We start from the raw sequence: 16,476 nt of genomic DNA, 5'->3' as shown, positions 1-16,476 counted from the left end.
TCACGGAGAACTCCTCGGGTCTCGCGGTTGCCCGTCGGCGACGTTACGGAAATGGAAGCGGCACGGACGGTCTCTCCACTTCAGTCAATATCTGCTGACTCTGGATGTCAACGGCCTTAGCCGTGCTTAGTGACTCGTTTAATGACTGATCTTGACAAGTAATCGTAGAGCGACTTGACTCTGCCTCACCCGGCGTTGGGACGCTGCCTCGAAGGCCGTCCCGGGATCCGCCGGGGACCAGACGGCGGAGCGTTGCCGCTCAGTGCACCCCGCCGGCCGGTACCCACACCGACCACGAGCCGCCCCGCTGCGGCAGACCGGAGGACGTCGTGCTCCACCCCGACGAACTGGCCCGGCGTGCCCGGCGGCGAGTCGTCGAACTGGCCGCACGCAAGGCGGTTCACCTCGGCGCCGCGCTGTCCATGACCGACCTGCTGGCCGTCCTCTACACCCGGGGCCTGCGCTACCGACCGGACCGGCCCGACTGGCCCGACCGGGACCTGCTGATCCTCAGCAAGGGCCACGGCGCCTACGGCCTGTACGCGGTCCTCGCCGAACTCGGCGTCATCACGGCCGACCTGGCCACGCTTCCGGGCCACCCGTCCGACGCCGTTCCCGGCATCGAGGCCGCGACCGGCGCCCTCGGCCACGGACTGTCCCTCGGCTGCGGCATGGCCCTCGGCGCGCGGCTGGCGGGCCGGAACCAGCGGGTCGTCGTCGTCACCGGCGACGGCGAGCTCGACGAAGGGAGCAACTGGGAGGCCGCGCAGTTCGCCGCGCACCACCGCCTCGGCAACCTCGTCGCCGTCGTGGACCGCAACCGCCTCCAGCAGGAGGGCGACACCGAGACCATCAGCGCCCTCGAACCCCTCGCCGACAAGTGGCGGGCCTTCGGCTGGCGCGTCGCCGAAGCCGACGGGCACGACACCGCCGCCGTCACCGACGCCCTCGCCGGGCTCCGGGACGGCGACGGGCCCGCCGTACTGCTCGCGCACACGGTCAAGGGCAAGGGCGTCCCCTTCGCCGAGGGCGATCCCGCCTGGCACATGGGCCAGTTGGACGCCGCCCAGCGCCAAACGGCCCTCGCCGCACTCGCCGCACCCGCTGCCCCGGCCCTCGCCGCCGCGGGAGGAGCACTGTCGTGACCACCGCACCGCTCACCATGCGCGCCGCACTGGCCGCCGCCCTGACCGAGGCCGTCGACGCGGACCCCGCCCTGATCACCCTGGGCGCCGACGGACAGGCCCTGTTCCAGGGAGTCATGGCCCGCCACCCCCGCCGGTACGTCGACGTCGGCATCGCCGAGGCCAACCTCGTCGGAGTCGCCGCCGGACTCGCCCGCAGCGGGATGCGCCCGGTCGCGGCCGCCATGGCACCCTTCCTCGTCCGCAGGGCCTACGAACAACTGCGCCTCGACGTGTGCGTGCCCGCGCTGCCCGTGGTCTTCCTCGGCGTCGGCGCAGGGCTGGGGTACGGACATCTCGGCCCCACCCACCACGCCACCGACGACATCACCCTCATGTCGGCGCTGCCCCACATGAGCGTCCACTGCCCCGCCGACGCCGCCGACGCCGTGTCCGTACTGCGGACCCTGCTGCCGGCCGACGGCCCCGCCTACGTACGGCTCTCCGCGCGCCCCGACCCGGAACTGCCCGCGGCGGCCTCCGACGGCGACCCGCGGACCCCCCGACTGCTGCGCGACGGGGACGACGTACTGCTGCTGGCCACCGGCCGCTGCGTGGCCGAGGCACTCGCCGCGGCCGACGCCCTCGCCGGCGACGGGGTGGACGCCGCCGTCGCCTCCGTGACCACCCTCCACCCCTTCCCCCGGGACGCCGTACGGGCACTGGCCCTCGGCCGGGCGCTCGTGGTCACCGCCGCCGAGTCCCTGGGCCCCGGCGGCCTGGGGGACCGCACCGCACTGACCCTCGGCCGGGACGGCCCCCCGCTGGTGCGTCTGGAGACCGACCACCGCTACCCGCCGGTCGCCTCCCACGAAGAACTTCTCCACTTCTACGGCGTGGACAGCCGCGGCATCCGGTCCGCCGTGCTCGGCCGGTTCACCAGGAACACGAGGAAAGCGTGACGATGAGGATCCTCTCCAGCGCCCAGGCCTGCGGATTCGGGCCCGTCTCCAAACTGGTCGCCATCACCCCCCTGCTCGCCGACAGCAGCGTCGACTTCGTCGGCCAGGACGTCGCACTCGACTTCGCGCGGCGGCACAGCCACCGCTTCCACCGCATCACCGAAGGCGACACCCGCCGGAGCGAGGACCTCGCACAGGGACTCGCCGACGCCGACCTCGTGGTCAGCGTCATGGACGCCGAACTCGTCTTCCGGGCGGTACGCGCCGAGGTCCCCGTGCTCTTCTTCGACAGCCTCCTCGGCTTCTGGCTGACCGGCCGCAGCTTCGAGGAACTGGCGGCGCGCGCCCACCTCGTCCGGTGGGCCGACCACGACACGGCCCGCTACGTCTTCGACACGCTCGCCCCGCACGAGCGCATCCTGCTGGCCCACCTCCTCGCCCGGCGGTCCTACGCGCAGAACTTCCCCGGCGTGCCCGAGCGCATCGCGGCCATGGCCGGGGTGGGTGCCGACCACATCGAGCTCTGCGGGCCCATCGTCGACCGGAACGCCCTGGAGGGCGCCCTCGCCCAGCCGGCGCCGGAACGGCCGGCCGGCCTCCTGATCAACCTCGGCGGCTTCCAGAACTTCTTCCTCGACTACGAGTCCCACAACGCCTACCTCGACGTCCTGCGCCGCTGGGTCGCCGAACTCGCCGAAGCCCGACCCGAACTGGGCCGCATCCTGGTCTGCGGCGGGGCGTTCCGGCAGCCCGTCACCGAGACCCACGGCGAGGTCGAGGTCGAGTACGCCTTCCTGCCCCAGACGGAGTTCCTCCGCCACCTCGCCCACGCACCGCTCTACGCCGTACCGCCGAGCCTCACCTCGCTGCACGAGTCGGTCATCCTGCGCCGGCTGCCGCTGCTGCTCCCCGAGCAGCACTACGGACACATCGCCAACCTGCGCGCCCTGCGCGGCACCGTCGCCGGCGACATCGCGGCCAGCCTCACCGACCTCGGGGACAGGTTCACCGTCCCCGAGGACGACCTGGAGGGCACCAAGGCCCTCGACCGGCTCACCCGCGAACTGCTCACGGACGAGTCCGGCTACCGCCACCTCGCCGATCACCTGGACGCACGTCTGACCGCCTATCAGAAGCTGACGGCCGAGGAGCGGCACGCCGCCGTCGACGAGCTCGGCGACCTGCTCGGCGGACCCGCGCTGGCCGATCTCCTGGACCGCGTCGACGTGTCCCTCGTCACCACCGGGAGCACGCCGTGAACCGCACCCCCGCCCCGCACAGCAGCGGCCCCGCCGCCACCGCACCCGCCCCGGCGGACCACGCCGACCTCACCGAACGGAGCGTCGACACCGGCGAGGTGGCCCGGCTGATGCTAGCCGCCCACCTGGAGCGGACCGGCGCCCCCGAGCCCGGCCCCGACCGCGTGCGGACCTCCACCTGGACTCCGGCCGGCGCCCGCAAGGTCCGCCGCCGCACCTTCGTCCAGCTCGACGTCGACGGCGTACCCGTCGCCGTCGCCAAGGTCCCGCTGTCCACCACCGATCCGAAACTCGCCCGCGAGCTGGAGATCCTGCGCGGCTTCCCCGTACCCGCCCCCCTCGGCAGTCCGGTACCGCTGGACGCGCTGTGCGGCGGGTTCACGATGACCCACCTGCCCGGCATCGACCTGCCCACCGCCGTCGCCGGCGCCACCGGACCCGACGCGCTGTGGCAGGTGCTCCGGCCGGCCGTCGAGCGGGTCGTCGAACTGCACCTGTCGGGGGAGCGGACACCCGGCACCCCGGAGCGCGCCCTCGAAACGGCCGCCGCGTACGTCCGTGACCCCGAGTTCGGCGTCCAGTACGCCGACGAGGCGCTGCGCACGGCCCTGCTGGCGCCCACCCACGGCGACCTCGGCCCCTGGAACGTGCGCTACGACGCCCGCGACGGGTCGGCCCGGGTGCTGGACTTCGAGGACTACCGCGCCACCGGCATCGCCGCCATGGACGTGGTGAACCTGCTCGTCACCACCGCCCTCCCGGTCTTTCCCGACTACCCGGAACACGGCTTCGACTGGCTGTACGACCAGGTCTTCAGCTCGGACCACTGGTTCCGGTCCGTACTGGAGCGGGGCCTGGACCACTACGCGACGCTCACCGGACAGCACCCCGGCCGCGTCCTCGACCTCCTGCCCTTCACCTGCCAGTGGCTCATCGAACGCATCGAGGCCGAGGGCCGGGACACCAGCCGTCTCTTCTACCGCACCTTCGTCGAACGCTACCTGGAGCGGCGGCCCGCGGCCCACGGGAGCACCCATGTCTGATCAGGACCGCACCACCCGTACGGACACCGTCGTCATCGGCGGCGGGCCCGCCGGACTGTTCGCCGCGCTGACCCTGGTCAGGGCAGGCCGGCGCGTCGTCCTCCTCGAAGCGGGCGGCGACATGATCGAAAGCCTGTGTCCCCGACTGGTGGCGCGCATGAACGGGCGGACGGTCCGCGACGCGGAGAAGTTCCGCCTCCAGTGCCCGCGCTGCACCTGCCTCACCGGACTCGGCGGCGCGGCCTTCCACTTCGACACCAACCTCGGATACATCTCCTCGCTGACCCGCTCCAAGATCGAGTCGGCGCCCGACGGGACGGTCCGCTCCTACAGCGGCCTGGAGCGCGCCCTCGGCTCCTTCGACCGGGCACAGGACCTCATCTCCGAGGCGTACCGCATCCTCTACGAGCTGGGGCTCCCGCCGGCCGGGCCGCCCCGGGAGACGAGCGGTTCCCTGCTCGGCGACGGCACCGTCTTCCAGCACGTCGACACGGCGTACTCGCAGAGCGTCACGGTGGACGACTCCCTCGTCGTCATCGCCCACCTCAAGGCCGAACTGGAGCGCGGCGGCGGCAGCGTCCTGCTCCACCACCGTGCCACCGACGTTGAGCCGCTGACCGGCGGCGGGTTCCACGTACGCGCAGACACGCCCGACGGGCCCGCCGCGTTCCGGGCCGACGACGTCATCGTCGGCGTCGGCAAACTGGGCCTGCCCTGGGTCCGCGACCTCGCCGGGCGCATCGGCGTGCGCCACCGGCCCAGCGGCCGCGTCGACCTGGGCGTGCGGCTGGAAGCCGGCCGCGAGGCGCTCGCACCCCTCCTGGACGGCTGTCACAACCCCAAACTGTCGTTCCTCAACGAAGAGGGCCACTCGGTCCGGACGTTCTGCGTGTGCGAGGGCGGCCGTGTCATGCAGTACGGCTTCCTCGACGCGGTCGCCCTCGACGGGCAGCACTGCCTGAACCAGCCCACGACCAAGTCCAACCTCGGCATCCTCACCACCGTCGACCTGCCCGCGGGGACCGACGGCACCGACCACGCCGCCGCCTACGCGCGGCGCGTCGGCGCGTACGGCGGTGGCAAACCCGTCGTCAGCACCGTCGACGAACTGTCCGGACGGCCCGCACCGGAGGGACCGCTCACCACCAGCCTCATCAACTACCACCACGGCGACCTGCGCGACTGCCTGCCCGCGTCCACCGTCCGCGACGTCCTCACCATGGTCGACCGGCTCAACACCCTCCATCCGGGACTGGTCCCGGGCACCGCCACGGTCGCGGCGCCCGTCGTCGAACGACTCTTTCCCGACCTGGACCTCTCCGACGACCTGGAGTCGTCCGTGCCCGGGCTGTACTTCGTCGGCGACAGCTCCTCGAAGATCATCGGCATCACGTACGGGGCGGCCACCGGCATGGCCGCCGCCCGCTCCGTGCTGCACCGCCGCGTCGCCGCGGGCGCGGCGGGCGGGGGGCACTGATGCTCGTCCTGCCGCACCGCACACCCGGCACCGGGCAGCCGCACTTCGAGCAGTGCACGGGCCCGCTGTCCGCGCCCGCGGCCACCCTGCTCGGCGGCCCCGACGGGCATCTCGCGCTCGCCGCCCTCAGCCATCTGCTGCTCCACCGGTACGGAACCGGCTGGGAGGTCCTCGGCGCCGCCGGCGACACCCCGGTGCGCTACGTCCGCGCCGATGACCAGGAGACCGGCACCCTGGCGGCACTCACCGGAGCGGCGCGTCCCGCCGCCGCCCGACCGCCGGCCGCCGGCGAACCGTACGTGGCCGTCCTGTCGGCCCGCCCGGTCACCCTGCCGGCCGCCCTCGGGCGACCCGTGTGGACCGCCGGCGCGCAGGGCCCGGACCTGTGCCTCACGTACGACAGCACCGTCCTGGACGCCGCCACCGCGGAGCGCGTGGCAGCGCACCTGGCGCTGCTCGCCCACCACGCGGCGGAGCGGCCCCTGACCCCCGCGGGCACCGTCGACCTGCTCCGGCCGGACGAGCGGGAGCTGCTGCTGGACACCTGGAACGCGCCGCACACCCCCCACACGGACACCACCCTGCACCGCATGATCCGCGAGCAGGCCGCCCGCACACCCGATGCGATCGCCCTGCGGGACGGCGCCGCCGAGCTGACGTACGGCGCGCTCGACGCCGCCTCGGACCGGTTCGCCCGCCGGCTGCGCCCGCACGTGGACGAGCCCGGTGCCCTCGTCGTGCTGACCGGCGACCGGGACCTCACCCTCTTCACCGCCGTCCTCGGCATCTGGAAGGCCGGGGCCGGATTCGTCCACCTCGACCCGCACCTGCCGGACCTGCGGGCCGAGGAGATCCTCCGCCTCACCGCGCCCGTCGCGACGCTCACCACCGCGTCCGGGCACCGCGCCGTCGCCGGCCGCGCCCTTGACGCGGCCGCGTTCCTCCGGCAGCCGCTGCCCGGCGCGGCCGGCGACCCGCCCGGCGCACCCGAGGACCGGGCCCGTCCCGACACCACGGCCTACGTCCTGTTCACCTCCGGCAGCACGGGCGCCCCCAAGGGCGTCGTCCGCCCGCACCGCATGCACACCTCCCGCATCCGGCTGGAGCAGGGGATGTACGACATGGGGCCGGACGACCGGCACCTGCTCAAGTCGCCCATCAGCTTCCGCGAGTTCGCGTGGCCGCTGGCGACCGGCGGCACGGCGGTGCTGGCCGCGCCCGGCAAGGACCGGGACGACCGCTACCTCGCGGAACTCATCCGCGACCAGCGCATCACCACGGTCAGCTTCGTGCCCTCGATGCTGCGGCTGCTGCTCACCCAGCCCGCGTTCCGGACGGCGCCCGCGCTGCGCCACGTCTTCGTCGGCGGTGAGGCACTGGGACAGGACCTCGAGGACGAACTGCGCGGCCTCGGCTTCGCGGTCCACAACACGTACACCCTCAGCGAGGCCGACTACGTGTGCCACCGCACCGGACCGCTCGCCGTCGCCCGCCCCGAAGGGGCACCCGGCACGGTCGTCGGCGTCCCGCTCGACATGCGGATCTACCTCTGCGACGCGGCGGGCCGGCTCGTACCGCCCGGCGCCGTCGGGGAGATCCACACCGGGGGCCCCGGACTGGCCGACGGCTACCTCGGCCGCCCCGACCTGACCGCCGAGCGCTTCCGGCCCAACCGGCTGGACCCCGCCGGGCCCGAGGTCCTCTTCCGTACCGGGGACCTCGCCCGCCACCTGCCCGACGGCCAGGTCGAGTACGTCGGACGCGCCGACGACCAGGTCAAGGTGCGCGGCCAGCGGGTGGAGCCCGTCGAGGTGGAGACCGTGCTGCGCGCGCACCCGGGGGTCGCCAACGCGGCCGTGGTGGGGACCCCGGACCCCGACCAGGGCGCCGTCCTCGTCGCCTACGTCGTCCCCGAGGGCGACGAGGTGCCGCCCGAGCGGCTGCGCGAGCACCTCGCCGCCCGGCTGCCGGACTTCATGGTGCCCGCGCACCTGGCCTCGGTCCCCGCGCTGCCCCTCCTCGGCAGCGGCAAGGTCGACCGCAAGGCGCTGCGCGTCCCACCGCGCACCCGCCCCGCCCTCGACGTGCCGTACGCCCCGCCCACCACCCCCGACCAGGAGCGGGCCGCCGCACTGGTCGCGCGCGTCCTGGGCCTGGACATCGTCGGCATCGACGACGACTTCTTCGACCTGGGCGGCGACTCCCTGCGCCTGATGCTGCTGCGCGGCTCACTGGAGGCGGCCTGCGGACGCGAGATCGCACTGGCCGACGTCTTCGCCGCCCGCACCCCGCGCGGCCACGCCCGTCTCCTCGGCGAGGCGTCCGAGCACCACGGCACCGGCACCGGCACCGTCCCGGCACGCCGCCCCGCCGAGCGGCGGCGCCCGCCGCAGCGCGGGAGCGCCGCACCGGCCGCCCGCACCCGCACCCGCCCGTCCGAAGGAGGCGAACCGAGATGAACGCGCCCCTGCCCGGCCACCCGAACCCGGCCCCGCACCCGGCTCCGGCTCCGGCCCCGCACCCGGCTCCGGACGACGAGTACGCCGTCGCCGTCGTCGGCATGGCCGTGCGCCTGCCCGGCTGCGACAGCCTCGACCGCTACTGGGAGATCCTCGCCGCGGGCGAGGACAGCATCACCCGACGTGCGCGCACCACCGGCTCGTTCGTCCCGGCGTACGGCTCGATCCCGCGGCCCGCCCACTTCGATCCGGCGCGCTTCGGCATCGCCCCCTCCGAGGCCCTGCTCCTGGACCCGCAGCACCGACTGCTGCTGGAGGCCGCCGACGAAGCGCTGGCCGCCGCGAACGTCGACCGCGTCCGCACCCCGGCCGTCAGCGTCTACGCGGGCGTCGGCCACAACGACTACGAGCGCTGGGTGGGCACCGCGCTCGCCGGGCGCCCCGGCGTCGACGCCCAGGCCCTGGAGGTCACCAACCGGGGCGACTACGCCGCCACGCGCATCGCCTACCGGCTCGGCCTGCACGGCGCCGCCGTGACCGTCCAGTCCGCCTGCTCCACCGCGCTCACCGCCGTCCACCTCGCCGTCCAGGACCTGCTCGGCCACGGCAGCGACCTCGCCGTCGCCGGCGTCGCCGCCGTACGGGTTCCGGCGCCGGGCGGCTACGAGGCACCGCTCGGCGGCATCGGCTCGCCGGACGGCGTGTGCCGGCCCTTCGACCGTGCGGCGGGCGGCTCCGTACCCGGCGACGGCGCCGGCGCCGTGGTGCTCAAACGCCTCGCCGACGCGGTGCGCGACGGCGACGAGGTCTGGGCCGTCGTCCGCGGCACGGCCATGAACAACGACGGCTCCGGCAAATCCGGCTTCGCGGGCGTCGACCCGGCCGCGCAGGCCGAAGTCATCCGGGCCGCGCTGAACGTCGCGGGACTCGAACCCGCGGACATCGACTACGTCGAGGCGCACGGCAGCGGGACCCGCATCGGCGACGCCGCCGAGTGGACCGCGCTCGGCGAGGTCTTCGCCGACGTGCGCCGCCCCGTCCACGTCGGCGCCGCAAAGGCCGGCCTCGGCCACCTGCGGGAGGCCGCGGGTCTCGCCGGACTCGTCAAGGCCGTGCTGTCGCTGCGGCACGGGCGGCTCGTCGCCACCCCGCACTTCGAGCGGCTGCCCACCGATCTCGCCCGTACGGAGGGGCCGTTGCGGCCGCTGGGCGAGGCCCTCGACTGGCCGGCCGCCGCGGACCGCCCCCGGCGCGCCGGAGTGAGCGCCTTCGGCCTCGGCGGGACCAACTGCCACGTCGTCCTCGAAGAGGCCCCGACCCGCCCGCGCGCCGCCGGGGAGGGGTCGGGGGGCGCGGAGTTGGTGCTGCTCTCCAGCCACCACCCCGACGCCCTGGACGCCGACCTCGCCGCCGTGCGCGACCACCTCGACCGCACCCCCTCCAGCACGGCCGACACCGCCTGGACCACGCAGACCTCACGCCACCGCCACCCGCACCGCGGCTACGCCGTCATCACCCCCGAGGGCGGAACCGGGGCGGCGTTCGCCGCCGACCGGCTGCGCGTGCAGCGCGGGCGGGCACCGGCGCAACCGCCCGAGGTGGTCTTCGTCCTGCCGGGCATCGGCAGCCACTACCCCGGCATGGGCGCCGACCTGGCCCGCACCGACCCCGTCTTCGCGGCGCACCTGCGGACCGCCGTCACGATCGCGGACGAGCTCACGGACGGGGCCGTCGGCCGGTCCTTTGCCGCGCCACGGGTGCGCCCCACCGGTGACGGCAGCCGCGTCGACCTGCGCGCCCTGCTGCGCCGCGACGGCGCCGGCCGACCGCCCCGGCGCGAGCTGCGCCAGGTCCACCTGTCCCTGTTCTGCCTCGAACACGCCATGGCCCGCACGCTCATCGACCTCGGCATCCGGCCCGCGGCCCTCCTCGGGCACAGCCTGGGGGAGTGGGTGGCCGCGGTGCTGGCCGGCGTCATCGGCCTCGACGACGCCATGGCGGCCGTGGCCCGCCGCGCCGACCTCGTCGTGACGGCCGGGGAGGGCGCCATGCTCGGCGTCCTCGCCTCCGCCGCCGACGTCGAGCGGTACGCAGTCGACGACACCTGGCTCGCCGCCGACAACGGACCCGGGCACTGCGTCTTCTCGGGGCGCCCGGCCGCGGTCGCGGCACTCGCCGACCGGCTGCGCGGCGACGGCTTCACCGTCCTGCCGGTGGACACCGCGCACCCCTTCCACACACCCCAGCTCACGCGGGCCGCCGACCTGCTCGGCGAGGACCTGCGCGCCGTACGGCTGAGTCCGGCGCGCATCCCGATCGCCTCCAGCGTCCTCGGCCGCTGGCTCGACGGAGAGGTGCCCGAGCCCTCCTACTGGCGCGACCACATGGTCGGCCGCGTCCGGTTCCGCACCGCCACCGGGCTGGTCCTGGCCCGCCACCGCGTCCTGATCGAGGTCGGCCCCGGCACCGCCCGCCCGTGGATCGGCCAGAGCGACCCGGACGCCGTGTGCGTACGGACCGTGCGGCAGTCCTACGAGCACGTGCCCGACCGGCAGATCCTGCTGGAGGCCCTCGGGGAACTGTGGACCCACGGCGTCGAAGCGGACTGGGAGCGCCTGCACCCGGCCCCCGGGCGCAGGACCGCGCTGCCGCCCCGGAACCTGGTGCGGCGCAGGTACCTGCCGGACACGGTGCCGCCCGCCGACCCCTTCGCGCACCCCGCGTCCGCTCCGGCGGGCGGCCCGGCCGCGGCCGCCGGCGGGGGAGACGAAGACGTACGGGAGCAGCGGCCGGAGCCGGCGGCGGAGCCGGTGGCGCCCTCGACCGTGGCCGGATTCCTCGCGGAGCGCTTCCGCCTCCTTCTCGGCCTGCGCCAGGTCCACCCCGAGGACCACTTCTTCCACCTCGGCGGGGACTCGCTTATGGGCGTCCACCTCATCTCGGGCCTGAAGGAACTCACCGGCAGAGCGGTGCCCTCCTCGGTCGTCTTCGCCTCCGCGACGCTCGGCGGCATGACGCGCGAGGTGGAGGGCTGGCTGGCCACCCCGGAGCAACAGCGACCGGAGCCCATCGAGAACGAAAGCCGGACGCCATGACCCCACCCACCATCGGAGTGCTCGGAGCCGGAGTCATCGGAGCCAGCGTCGCCCACGCCGCAGCGGCGGCCGGGTACGCGGTGACGCTCGTCGACTCCGACGCCGCCGCACTCGACACCGCCCGCGCCGCCGTCCGCCGCCACCAGCGGCTCGCCACCCTCCTCGGCGGCGCGGGCGCCCCCGCACTGGACATCCGCCCCTCTACCGACCTCGCGGCCCTGAGGGACGTGGGGCTCGTCGTGGAGAACACCACCGAGTCGGAGGAGGCGAAACGAGCCCTCTACCCGGAGCTGGAGAAGGTCCTCGCCCCCGGCACGACCATCGCCGCCAACACCTCCGCCGTTCCCATCGGCCGGCTCGCCGAACAGCTCGCCGACCCGGGTCGCGTCGTCGGCGTCCACTTCATGAACCCGGTCGACCGGATCGGCATGGTCGAAGTCGTCCGTGGCGGGGACAGCTCCGACGCGGCCATGCGGGACGTCGACCTGATGCTGCGGCGCCTGGGCAAGGAAGCCGTCGTCGTCCGGGACGCGCCCGGCTTCGTCATCAACCGCGTCCTCATGCCGGTCGTCAACCTCGCCGCCGCCGTCGTCGCGGACGGCGTCGCCACCCCGAGCCAGGTCGACGACCTCTTCAAGGGCTGCCTCGGTCACACCTCGGGGCCGCTGCGCACCGCCGACCTCATCGGCATCGACACCGTCGTCCGCACCCTGGAGGTGCTGCACGACCACTACGGAACCGACGAGTTCGCCACCCATCCGGCGCTGCGCCGGATGGTCGACCAGGGCCTGCTCGGCACCAAGAGCGGCCGCGGCTTCTACTCCTACGACGGGAACTGACCATGGCTTCCCCGCACACCACCTCCGCCCGGTCCCACACCCCTGACGAAGTGACGTCCACCGTACGGGAGTTCATTGCCCGGCTCAGCGGGCGTCCCGGCATCACGGACGACAGGCCGCTCATCTCCGACGGCGTCCTCGACTCCGTGGCCGCCGTCCAGATGGTCGACTTCGTCGAGCGCACCTTCTCCATCGAGATCGGCGACGAGGACCTCGAACTCGTCCACTTCGACTCGATCCGGGGTCTCGCCGGGCTCGTCAACCGCAGGCTGGCGGCCTCGTGACCGGCTCCGCGCCCGAGGCACTCCTGGAGGCACTGCGCGACGACGCCTTCGCCGCCCGGGCCACGGCCTGGGAACGCGCGGGCGCCGTACCGCGCCAGGACATCGACGAACTGGCCGGCCTCGGACTGCTCGGCCTGACCGTGGACACCGCCCACCACGGCAGCGGGACGGCGCTCGCCGCCGTCACCGACGTGCACCGCCTGGTGGCCGCCGCCTCACCCAGTCTGCACAGCCTGCTCGTCGTCCACGCCATGGTCTGCCACGCGGTACGCCGCTGGGCCGCTTCCGCGCTGCGCGACACGCTGCTGCCCGACCTGGCGACCGGCCGGATCCTCGCCGCGTTCGCACTCACCGAGCAGGAGGCCGGCGCGGACATCGGCGCCCTGACCACCACCATCGAGAGCGACGGCGACACCCTGCGGGTCACCGGCACCAAGCGCTGGCTGTCGTTCGGCCAGATCGCCGACACCTACCTCGTCTTCGGCAGCACGGCGGGGCGCGGCAGCTGCGCACTGGTGGACGCCGGTGCGGGCGTACGCGTCGGCGCGGAACCCGTCACCGCGGGGCTGCGCGCCGCACGGCTCGCCCGAGTCACGTTCGACGGCGCCACCGTACCGGCCACCCGCGCGGTCGGCCGCCCCGGCTTCGGCATCCCCTTCGTGGTCACGTCCTGCCTGACGCTGGGCAGGCTGTACGTCGCCGCCGGCGCCGTGGGCGTCGCGGAGGCCGCCCTGCGCCTCGCCGCCGACCACGCCGCCACCCGCGCCCAGGGCGGTGCCACCCTGGGCGACCGGCAACTCGTCCGGGGGCTGCTCGCCGACGCCGCGCTCGCCACCGACGCCGCCGCCCGCTACGTACGGCAGACCGCCCACGAGGTCGAGGACCGGGCACCGTCCGCCGCGGTGACCGTCGCCCGCGCCAAGCTGCTGGCCAGCCGTGCGGCGAGTACCACCACCGCCACCGCCTCCCGGCTCCTCGGCGCGGCCGGACAGGCCGAGGACCACCCGCTGGCCCGGCTGCACGCCGCCGCGCGCGTCCACGAGGTCATCGAGGGGCCGACCGAGGTGCTCCAGGACATCGTCGCCGCCGACCTGCTGCGCGGCCGGGGCGGCACCACGGACCGCGCCCCGGTCCGGACGGCGGCGCGCCACGGAGAGGACGACACCCATGCAGAACGCTGAGCCGCACACTCCGGCTGCCCCGCGGGTCAAGTGCGTGGTCTGGGACCTGGACGACACCCTGTGGGACGGCACGCTGCTCGAAGGCGACGACCTCAGGGTCCCCGAAGCCAACCGGAGGCTGGTCCGGACCCTCGACGAGCACGGCATCCTCCAGTCCGTCGCCAGCCGCAACGAACCCGGAGCGGTCGCGGAGCGGCTGCGCGCCTTCGGCCTCGACGCGTACTTCCTCTACCCGCAGGTCGGCTGGTCGGCCAAGTCCGCCTCGCTGCGCGCCGTCACCCGGGAGCTGAACATCTCCCCCGACAGCGTGCTGTTCGTGGACGACTCGGAGTTCGAGCGGGCCGAAGTGGCCAGCGAGCTGCCCCAGGTGCGGTGCATGACCAGGCAGGAGCTGCACGCCCTGGTGGCCGACGGCGGTGTGCTGCCCGCGCAGGTCACCGACGACGCGCGGCGCCGCCGGTCGATGTACCTGGCGGAGAGCAGGCGCCGCAGCCACGAGGTGGCGTTCGACGGGCCGGGGGAGGAGTTCCTGCGTTCGCTCGACATGACCCTGCGCGTGCGCGAGGCGACTCCCGCGGACCTCGCCCGCGCCGCCGAACTGACCCAGCGCACCCACCAGCTCAACACCACCGGCATCACCTTCGACGAGGCCGAGCTCGCGTCGCTGACACGGCACCCGGACCACCGCGTGTTCGTCGCCGAACTCGACGACCGCTTCGGCACGTACGGCACGATCGGCCTCGCCGTCATCGGCACCGGCCGGACGGACGCGGCAGCGGTGGCGGACCCGCACGCCGACGCCGCGCCCCCGTGGACGATCCGCCTGCTGCTGATGTCGTGCCGCGTCATGGGCCGCAACGTCGGCTCCACCCTGATCGCCGCCGTCGCCCGGCTGGCCGCCGCGCACGGTGCCGGAACCGTCGCCCTCTTCCGGCCCACCGAACGCAACCGGCAGATGCTCGTCACCTACCGGTTCGCGGGATTCACCGTCGAATCCCGTACGGACGACCTCGTCGTCCTCTCCCTCCCCGACGAGCGCCGCCCGGCCGTGCCCGGCTACGTGCGCCTCGTCGTCGACGACAACCCCGCCGCCCCGCGCGGCACGACCAAGGAGCTGACCGCATGAAGGCCTTCACCCAGAGCTGGACCGACACCTTCTCCTCCGTGTACTCCGAGGAGCCGCTCGCCAAGCTCTCCTGGTTCAACGCCTCTCCGGGCCTCGAACTCGTCAAGCGCGTCATCGACGGCACCCTCAAGCCCGGCCAGCGCCTCATCGACCTGGGCAGCGGCCCGGGCGTCGACGCCGTGTTCCTGTCGGTTCAGGGACTCGACGTGACGGGTGTCGACCTGTCGGCCGACGCGGTCGCCCGTGCCCGCAAGTGGGCCGAACTCGCGGGCGCCTCGGCGGACTTCGTTCAGGGAGACGTGCTCGACGTGCCGCTCCCGGACGGCTCGGCCGATGTCGTCACCGACTCGTTCGTCTTCCACAACATGCGCGACGAGGCACGCGGCCGGTACGCCGACGAAGTGCACCGCCTGCTGAAGCCGGGCGGGCTCTTCCTCCTCAACTCCTTCTCCGACCACATGGTCGAGGGCACCGGACCGCGCCGCATCACCAGCGACGAGATCCTCGGGACCTTCCGCTCCGACCGCTTCACCTGCGTGGGCCTGTACGTGTACCGCAACGTCCCCACGCGCACCAAGCCCGACCAGTTGCACTGGTTCGGCGAATTCCGGGCCCGCTGATGCGCGTCGTCGTCACCGGGGGCGGCCGGGGCATCGGACGCGCCGTCGCGCTCGGTTTCGCCGAGCGCGGCGCCCAGGTCGCCCTGATGGCCCGCACCGCCGCCCAAGTGGAGTCGGTGGCTGCGGAGATCGAGGCCCTCGGGGCCGAGAGCCTCGCGCTGCCGGCCGACGTCGGGGACGAGCGGCAGGTGCAGCGGTGCGCCGAGCGGGTGACCGAGACGTTCGGCGGCGTGGACGTGCTCGTCAACGCCGCCGGGCTGTTCGACATGGGCCCCACCACGGAGTTCTCCGTGGACGACGCCCGCGGACTGCTGGACACGAACGTCATCGGCACCTTCCTCACCTGCAAGGTCTTCGGCAGGCACCTGCTGGAGCAGGGCCACGGCAAGATCGTCAACTTCTGCTCGCTGCTGTCGTACACCGCGTTTCCCGAACGGGCGCTGTATGCGGCGAGCAAGGGCGGCGTCCTGCAGCTGACCCGCAGCCTGGGCGTCGAGTGGGCCGCTCGCGGCGTCAACGTCAACGCGGTGGCCCCCGGCATGATCCGCATCGAGACCCCGCACCCGGCCGCGCTCACCGAGGACGCCATCGTCGGGCGCATTCCCGCCCGCAGGCGCGGCAGGCCGCAGGACATCGTCGGCCCCGTCCTCTTCCTGGCCTCCCCGGAGGCCGACTACATCAACGGCCAGACCCTGGTCGTGGACGGAGGCTGGCTCAGCTATGGATACCTCTGAACACCACCTGTCCATCGGCGACTTCCACGGCGCGCCCCGGGGACACCCGCCGCGCTGCGCGGCAACGGCGAACGCACCGGGCGGCCTGATCGCCGCCCGCGGCCACCGGCTCGTGTACGGCGCCGGCGGAGTCGGCCCGAGGGGCGCGGTCGCCAGGGGCGCCGAGCCCGCCCGCATCGCCTCCGACCCGTACGAGGCCCTCGACAGGATCGCCCCGGCCCGCGCCGGGGCCCCGGCGGGAGCATCCGATGCCGGAACGTGAACGCCGCACGG

14 protein-coding genes are annotated in these 16,476 nt (G+C 74.2%); all 14 read left to right on the top strand.

Annotated features, from left to right (window positions below; translation table 11 throughout):
- Positions 1 to 329: 329 nt before the first annotated feature.
- Genes ACFWTC_RS23360 through ACFWTC_RS23295 form a run of 14 tightly spaced genes read left to right on the top strand, consistent with a single transcriptional unit; the run spans position 330 to position 16,465 of the window.
- The gene (locus ACFWTC_RS23360; RefSeq protein ID WP_384074502.1) at positions 330 to 1,145 is read left to right on the top strand and encodes a transketolase; all 816 of its coding nucleotides are present in this window, start codon (positions 330 to 332) and stop codon (positions 1,143 to 1,145) included.
- Positions 1,142 to 2,086: a transketolase family protein gene (locus ACFWTC_RS23355; RefSeq protein WP_384074500.1), complete on the top strand. Its 945-nt coding sequence runs from the start codon at positions 1,142 to 1,144 to the stop codon at positions 2,084 to 2,086. The genes ACFWTC_RS23360 and ACFWTC_RS23355 overlap by 4 nt, the downstream gene beginning before the upstream one ends.
- Entirely contained in the window at positions 2,083 to 3,345 is a 1,263-nt protein-coding gene (locus ACFWTC_RS23350) for a hypothetical protein (RefSeq protein ID WP_383923193.1), read from the top strand. The genes ACFWTC_RS23355 and ACFWTC_RS23350 overlap by 4 nt, the downstream gene beginning before the upstream one ends.
- Complete coding sequence (locus tag ACFWTC_RS23345) at positions 3,342 to 4,388, top strand: phosphotransferase (RefSeq protein WP_384074496.1); 1,047 nt, start codon at positions 3,342 to 3,344, stop codon at positions 4,386 to 4,388. Before ACFWTC_RS23350 ends, ACFWTC_RS23345 begins: the two co-directional genes overlap by 4 nt.
- Positions 4,381 to 5,865, top strand: a complete 1,485-nt coding sequence (locus tag ACFWTC_RS23340; protein ID WP_384074494.1) for an FAD-dependent oxidoreductase — start codon at positions 4,381 to 4,383, stop codon at positions 5,863 to 5,865. Before ACFWTC_RS23345 ends, ACFWTC_RS23340 begins: the two co-directional genes overlap by 8 nt.
- On the top strand, positions 5,865 to 8,324 hold the full coding sequence (locus ACFWTC_RS23335; protein WP_384074491.1) for an amino acid adenylation domain-containing protein: 2,460 nt from the start codon (positions 5,865 to 5,867) through the stop codon (positions 8,322 to 8,324). The genes ACFWTC_RS23340 and ACFWTC_RS23335 overlap by 1 nt, the downstream gene beginning before the upstream one ends.
- Positions 8,321 to 11,419, top strand: a complete 3,099-nt coding sequence (locus ACFWTC_RS23330; RefSeq protein ID WP_384074488.1) for a type I polyketide synthase — start codon at positions 8,321 to 8,323, stop codon at positions 11,417 to 11,419. The genes ACFWTC_RS23335 and ACFWTC_RS23330 overlap by 4 nt, the downstream gene beginning before the upstream one ends.
- Positions 11,416 to 12,258 (top strand): 3-hydroxyacyl-CoA dehydrogenase family protein, encoded by an 843-nt coding sequence (locus tag ACFWTC_RS23325; RefSeq protein WP_383923179.1) that lies wholly within the window; start codon positions 11,416 to 11,418, stop codon positions 12,256 to 12,258. Before ACFWTC_RS23330 ends, ACFWTC_RS23325 begins: the two co-directional genes overlap by 4 nt.
- Before the next feature lie 2 nt (positions 12,259 to 12,260).
- Positions 12,261 to 12,542 carry an acyl carrier protein gene (locus tag ACFWTC_RS23320; RefSeq protein ID WP_383923176.1) on the top strand — a complete coding sequence of 94 codons (282 nt, stop codon included), beginning with the start codon at positions 12,261 to 12,263 and terminating at the stop codon, positions 12,540 to 12,542.
- Complete coding sequence (locus tag ACFWTC_RS23315) at positions 12,539 to 13,723, top strand: acyl-CoA dehydrogenase family protein (RefSeq protein WP_384074485.1); 1,185 nt, start codon at positions 12,539 to 12,541, stop codon at positions 13,721 to 13,723. The genes ACFWTC_RS23320 and ACFWTC_RS23315 overlap by 4 nt, the downstream gene beginning before the upstream one ends.
- Positions 13,710 to 14,849, top strand: a complete 1,140-nt coding sequence (locus tag ACFWTC_RS23310; protein ID WP_383923171.1) for an HAD-IIIC family phosphatase — start codon at positions 13,710 to 13,712, stop codon at positions 14,847 to 14,849. The genes ACFWTC_RS23315 and ACFWTC_RS23310 overlap by 14 nt, the downstream gene beginning before the upstream one ends.
- Positions 14,846 to 15,469: a class I SAM-dependent methyltransferase gene (locus ACFWTC_RS23305; RefSeq protein WP_383923169.1), complete on the top strand. Its 624-nt coding sequence runs from the start codon at positions 14,846 to 14,848 to the stop codon at positions 15,467 to 15,469. Before ACFWTC_RS23310 ends, ACFWTC_RS23305 begins: the two co-directional genes overlap by 4 nt.
- Complete coding sequence (locus ACFWTC_RS23300; protein ID WP_383923166.1) at positions 15,469 to 16,203, top strand: SDR family NAD(P)-dependent oxidoreductase; 735 nt, start codon at positions 15,469 to 15,471, stop codon at positions 16,201 to 16,203. Before ACFWTC_RS23305 ends, ACFWTC_RS23300 begins: the two co-directional genes overlap by 1 nt.
- A complete protein-coding gene (locus tag ACFWTC_RS23295) occupies positions 16,190 to 16,465 on the top strand; it encodes a hypothetical protein (protein WP_383923163.1) in 276 nt (91 codons plus the stop codon). Before ACFWTC_RS23300 ends, ACFWTC_RS23295 begins: the two co-directional genes overlap by 14 nt.
- The last annotated feature ends 11 nt before the right edge of the window (positions 16,466 to 16,476 follow it).

The organism is Streptomyces sp. NPDC058619 (genome assembly GCF_042717785.1).
GTDB lineage: Bacteria > Actinomycetota > Actinomycetes > Streptomycetales > Streptomycetaceae > Streptomyces.
This window is presented reverse-complemented; position numbering and strand designations above follow the sequence as displayed.

Bases quoted from the DNA above. Each gene is read 5' to 3' on its own strand.
- ACFWTC_RS23340 (WP_384074494.1), top strand. From the start codon at position 4,381: ATGTCTGATCAGGACCGCACCACCCGTACGGACACCGTCGTCATCGGC.
- ACFWTC_RS23335 (WP_384074491.1), top strand. From the start codon at position 5,865: ATGCTCGTCCTGCCGCACCGCACACCCGGCACCGGGCAGCCGCACTTC.
- ACFWTC_RS23330 (WP_384074488.1), top strand. From the start codon at position 8,321: ATGAACGCGCCCCTGCCCGGCCACCCGAACCCGGCCCCGCACCCGGCT.
- ACFWTC_RS23325 (WP_383923179.1), top strand. From the start codon at position 11,416: ATGACCCCACCCACCATCGGAGTGCTCGGAGCCGGAGTCATCGGAGCC.
- ACFWTC_RS23320 (WP_383923176.1), top strand. From the start codon at position 12,261: ATGGCTTCCCCGCACACCACCTCCGCCCGGTCCCACACCCCTGACGAA.
- ACFWTC_RS23310 (WP_383923171.1), top strand. From the start codon at position 13,710: ATGCAGAACGCTGAGCCGCACACTCCGGCTGCCCCGCGGGTCAAGTGC.
- ACFWTC_RS23305 (WP_383923169.1), top strand. From the start codon at position 14,846: ATGAAGGCCTTCACCCAGAGCTGGACCGACACCTTCTCCTCCGTGTAC.
- ACFWTC_RS23300 (WP_383923166.1), top strand. From the start codon at position 15,469: ATGCGCGTCGTCGTCACCGGGGGCGGCCGGGGCATCGGACGCGCCGTC.
- ACFWTC_RS23295 (WP_383923163.1), top strand. From the start codon at position 16,190: ATGGATACCTCTGAACACCACCTGTCCATCGGCGACTTCCACGGCGCG.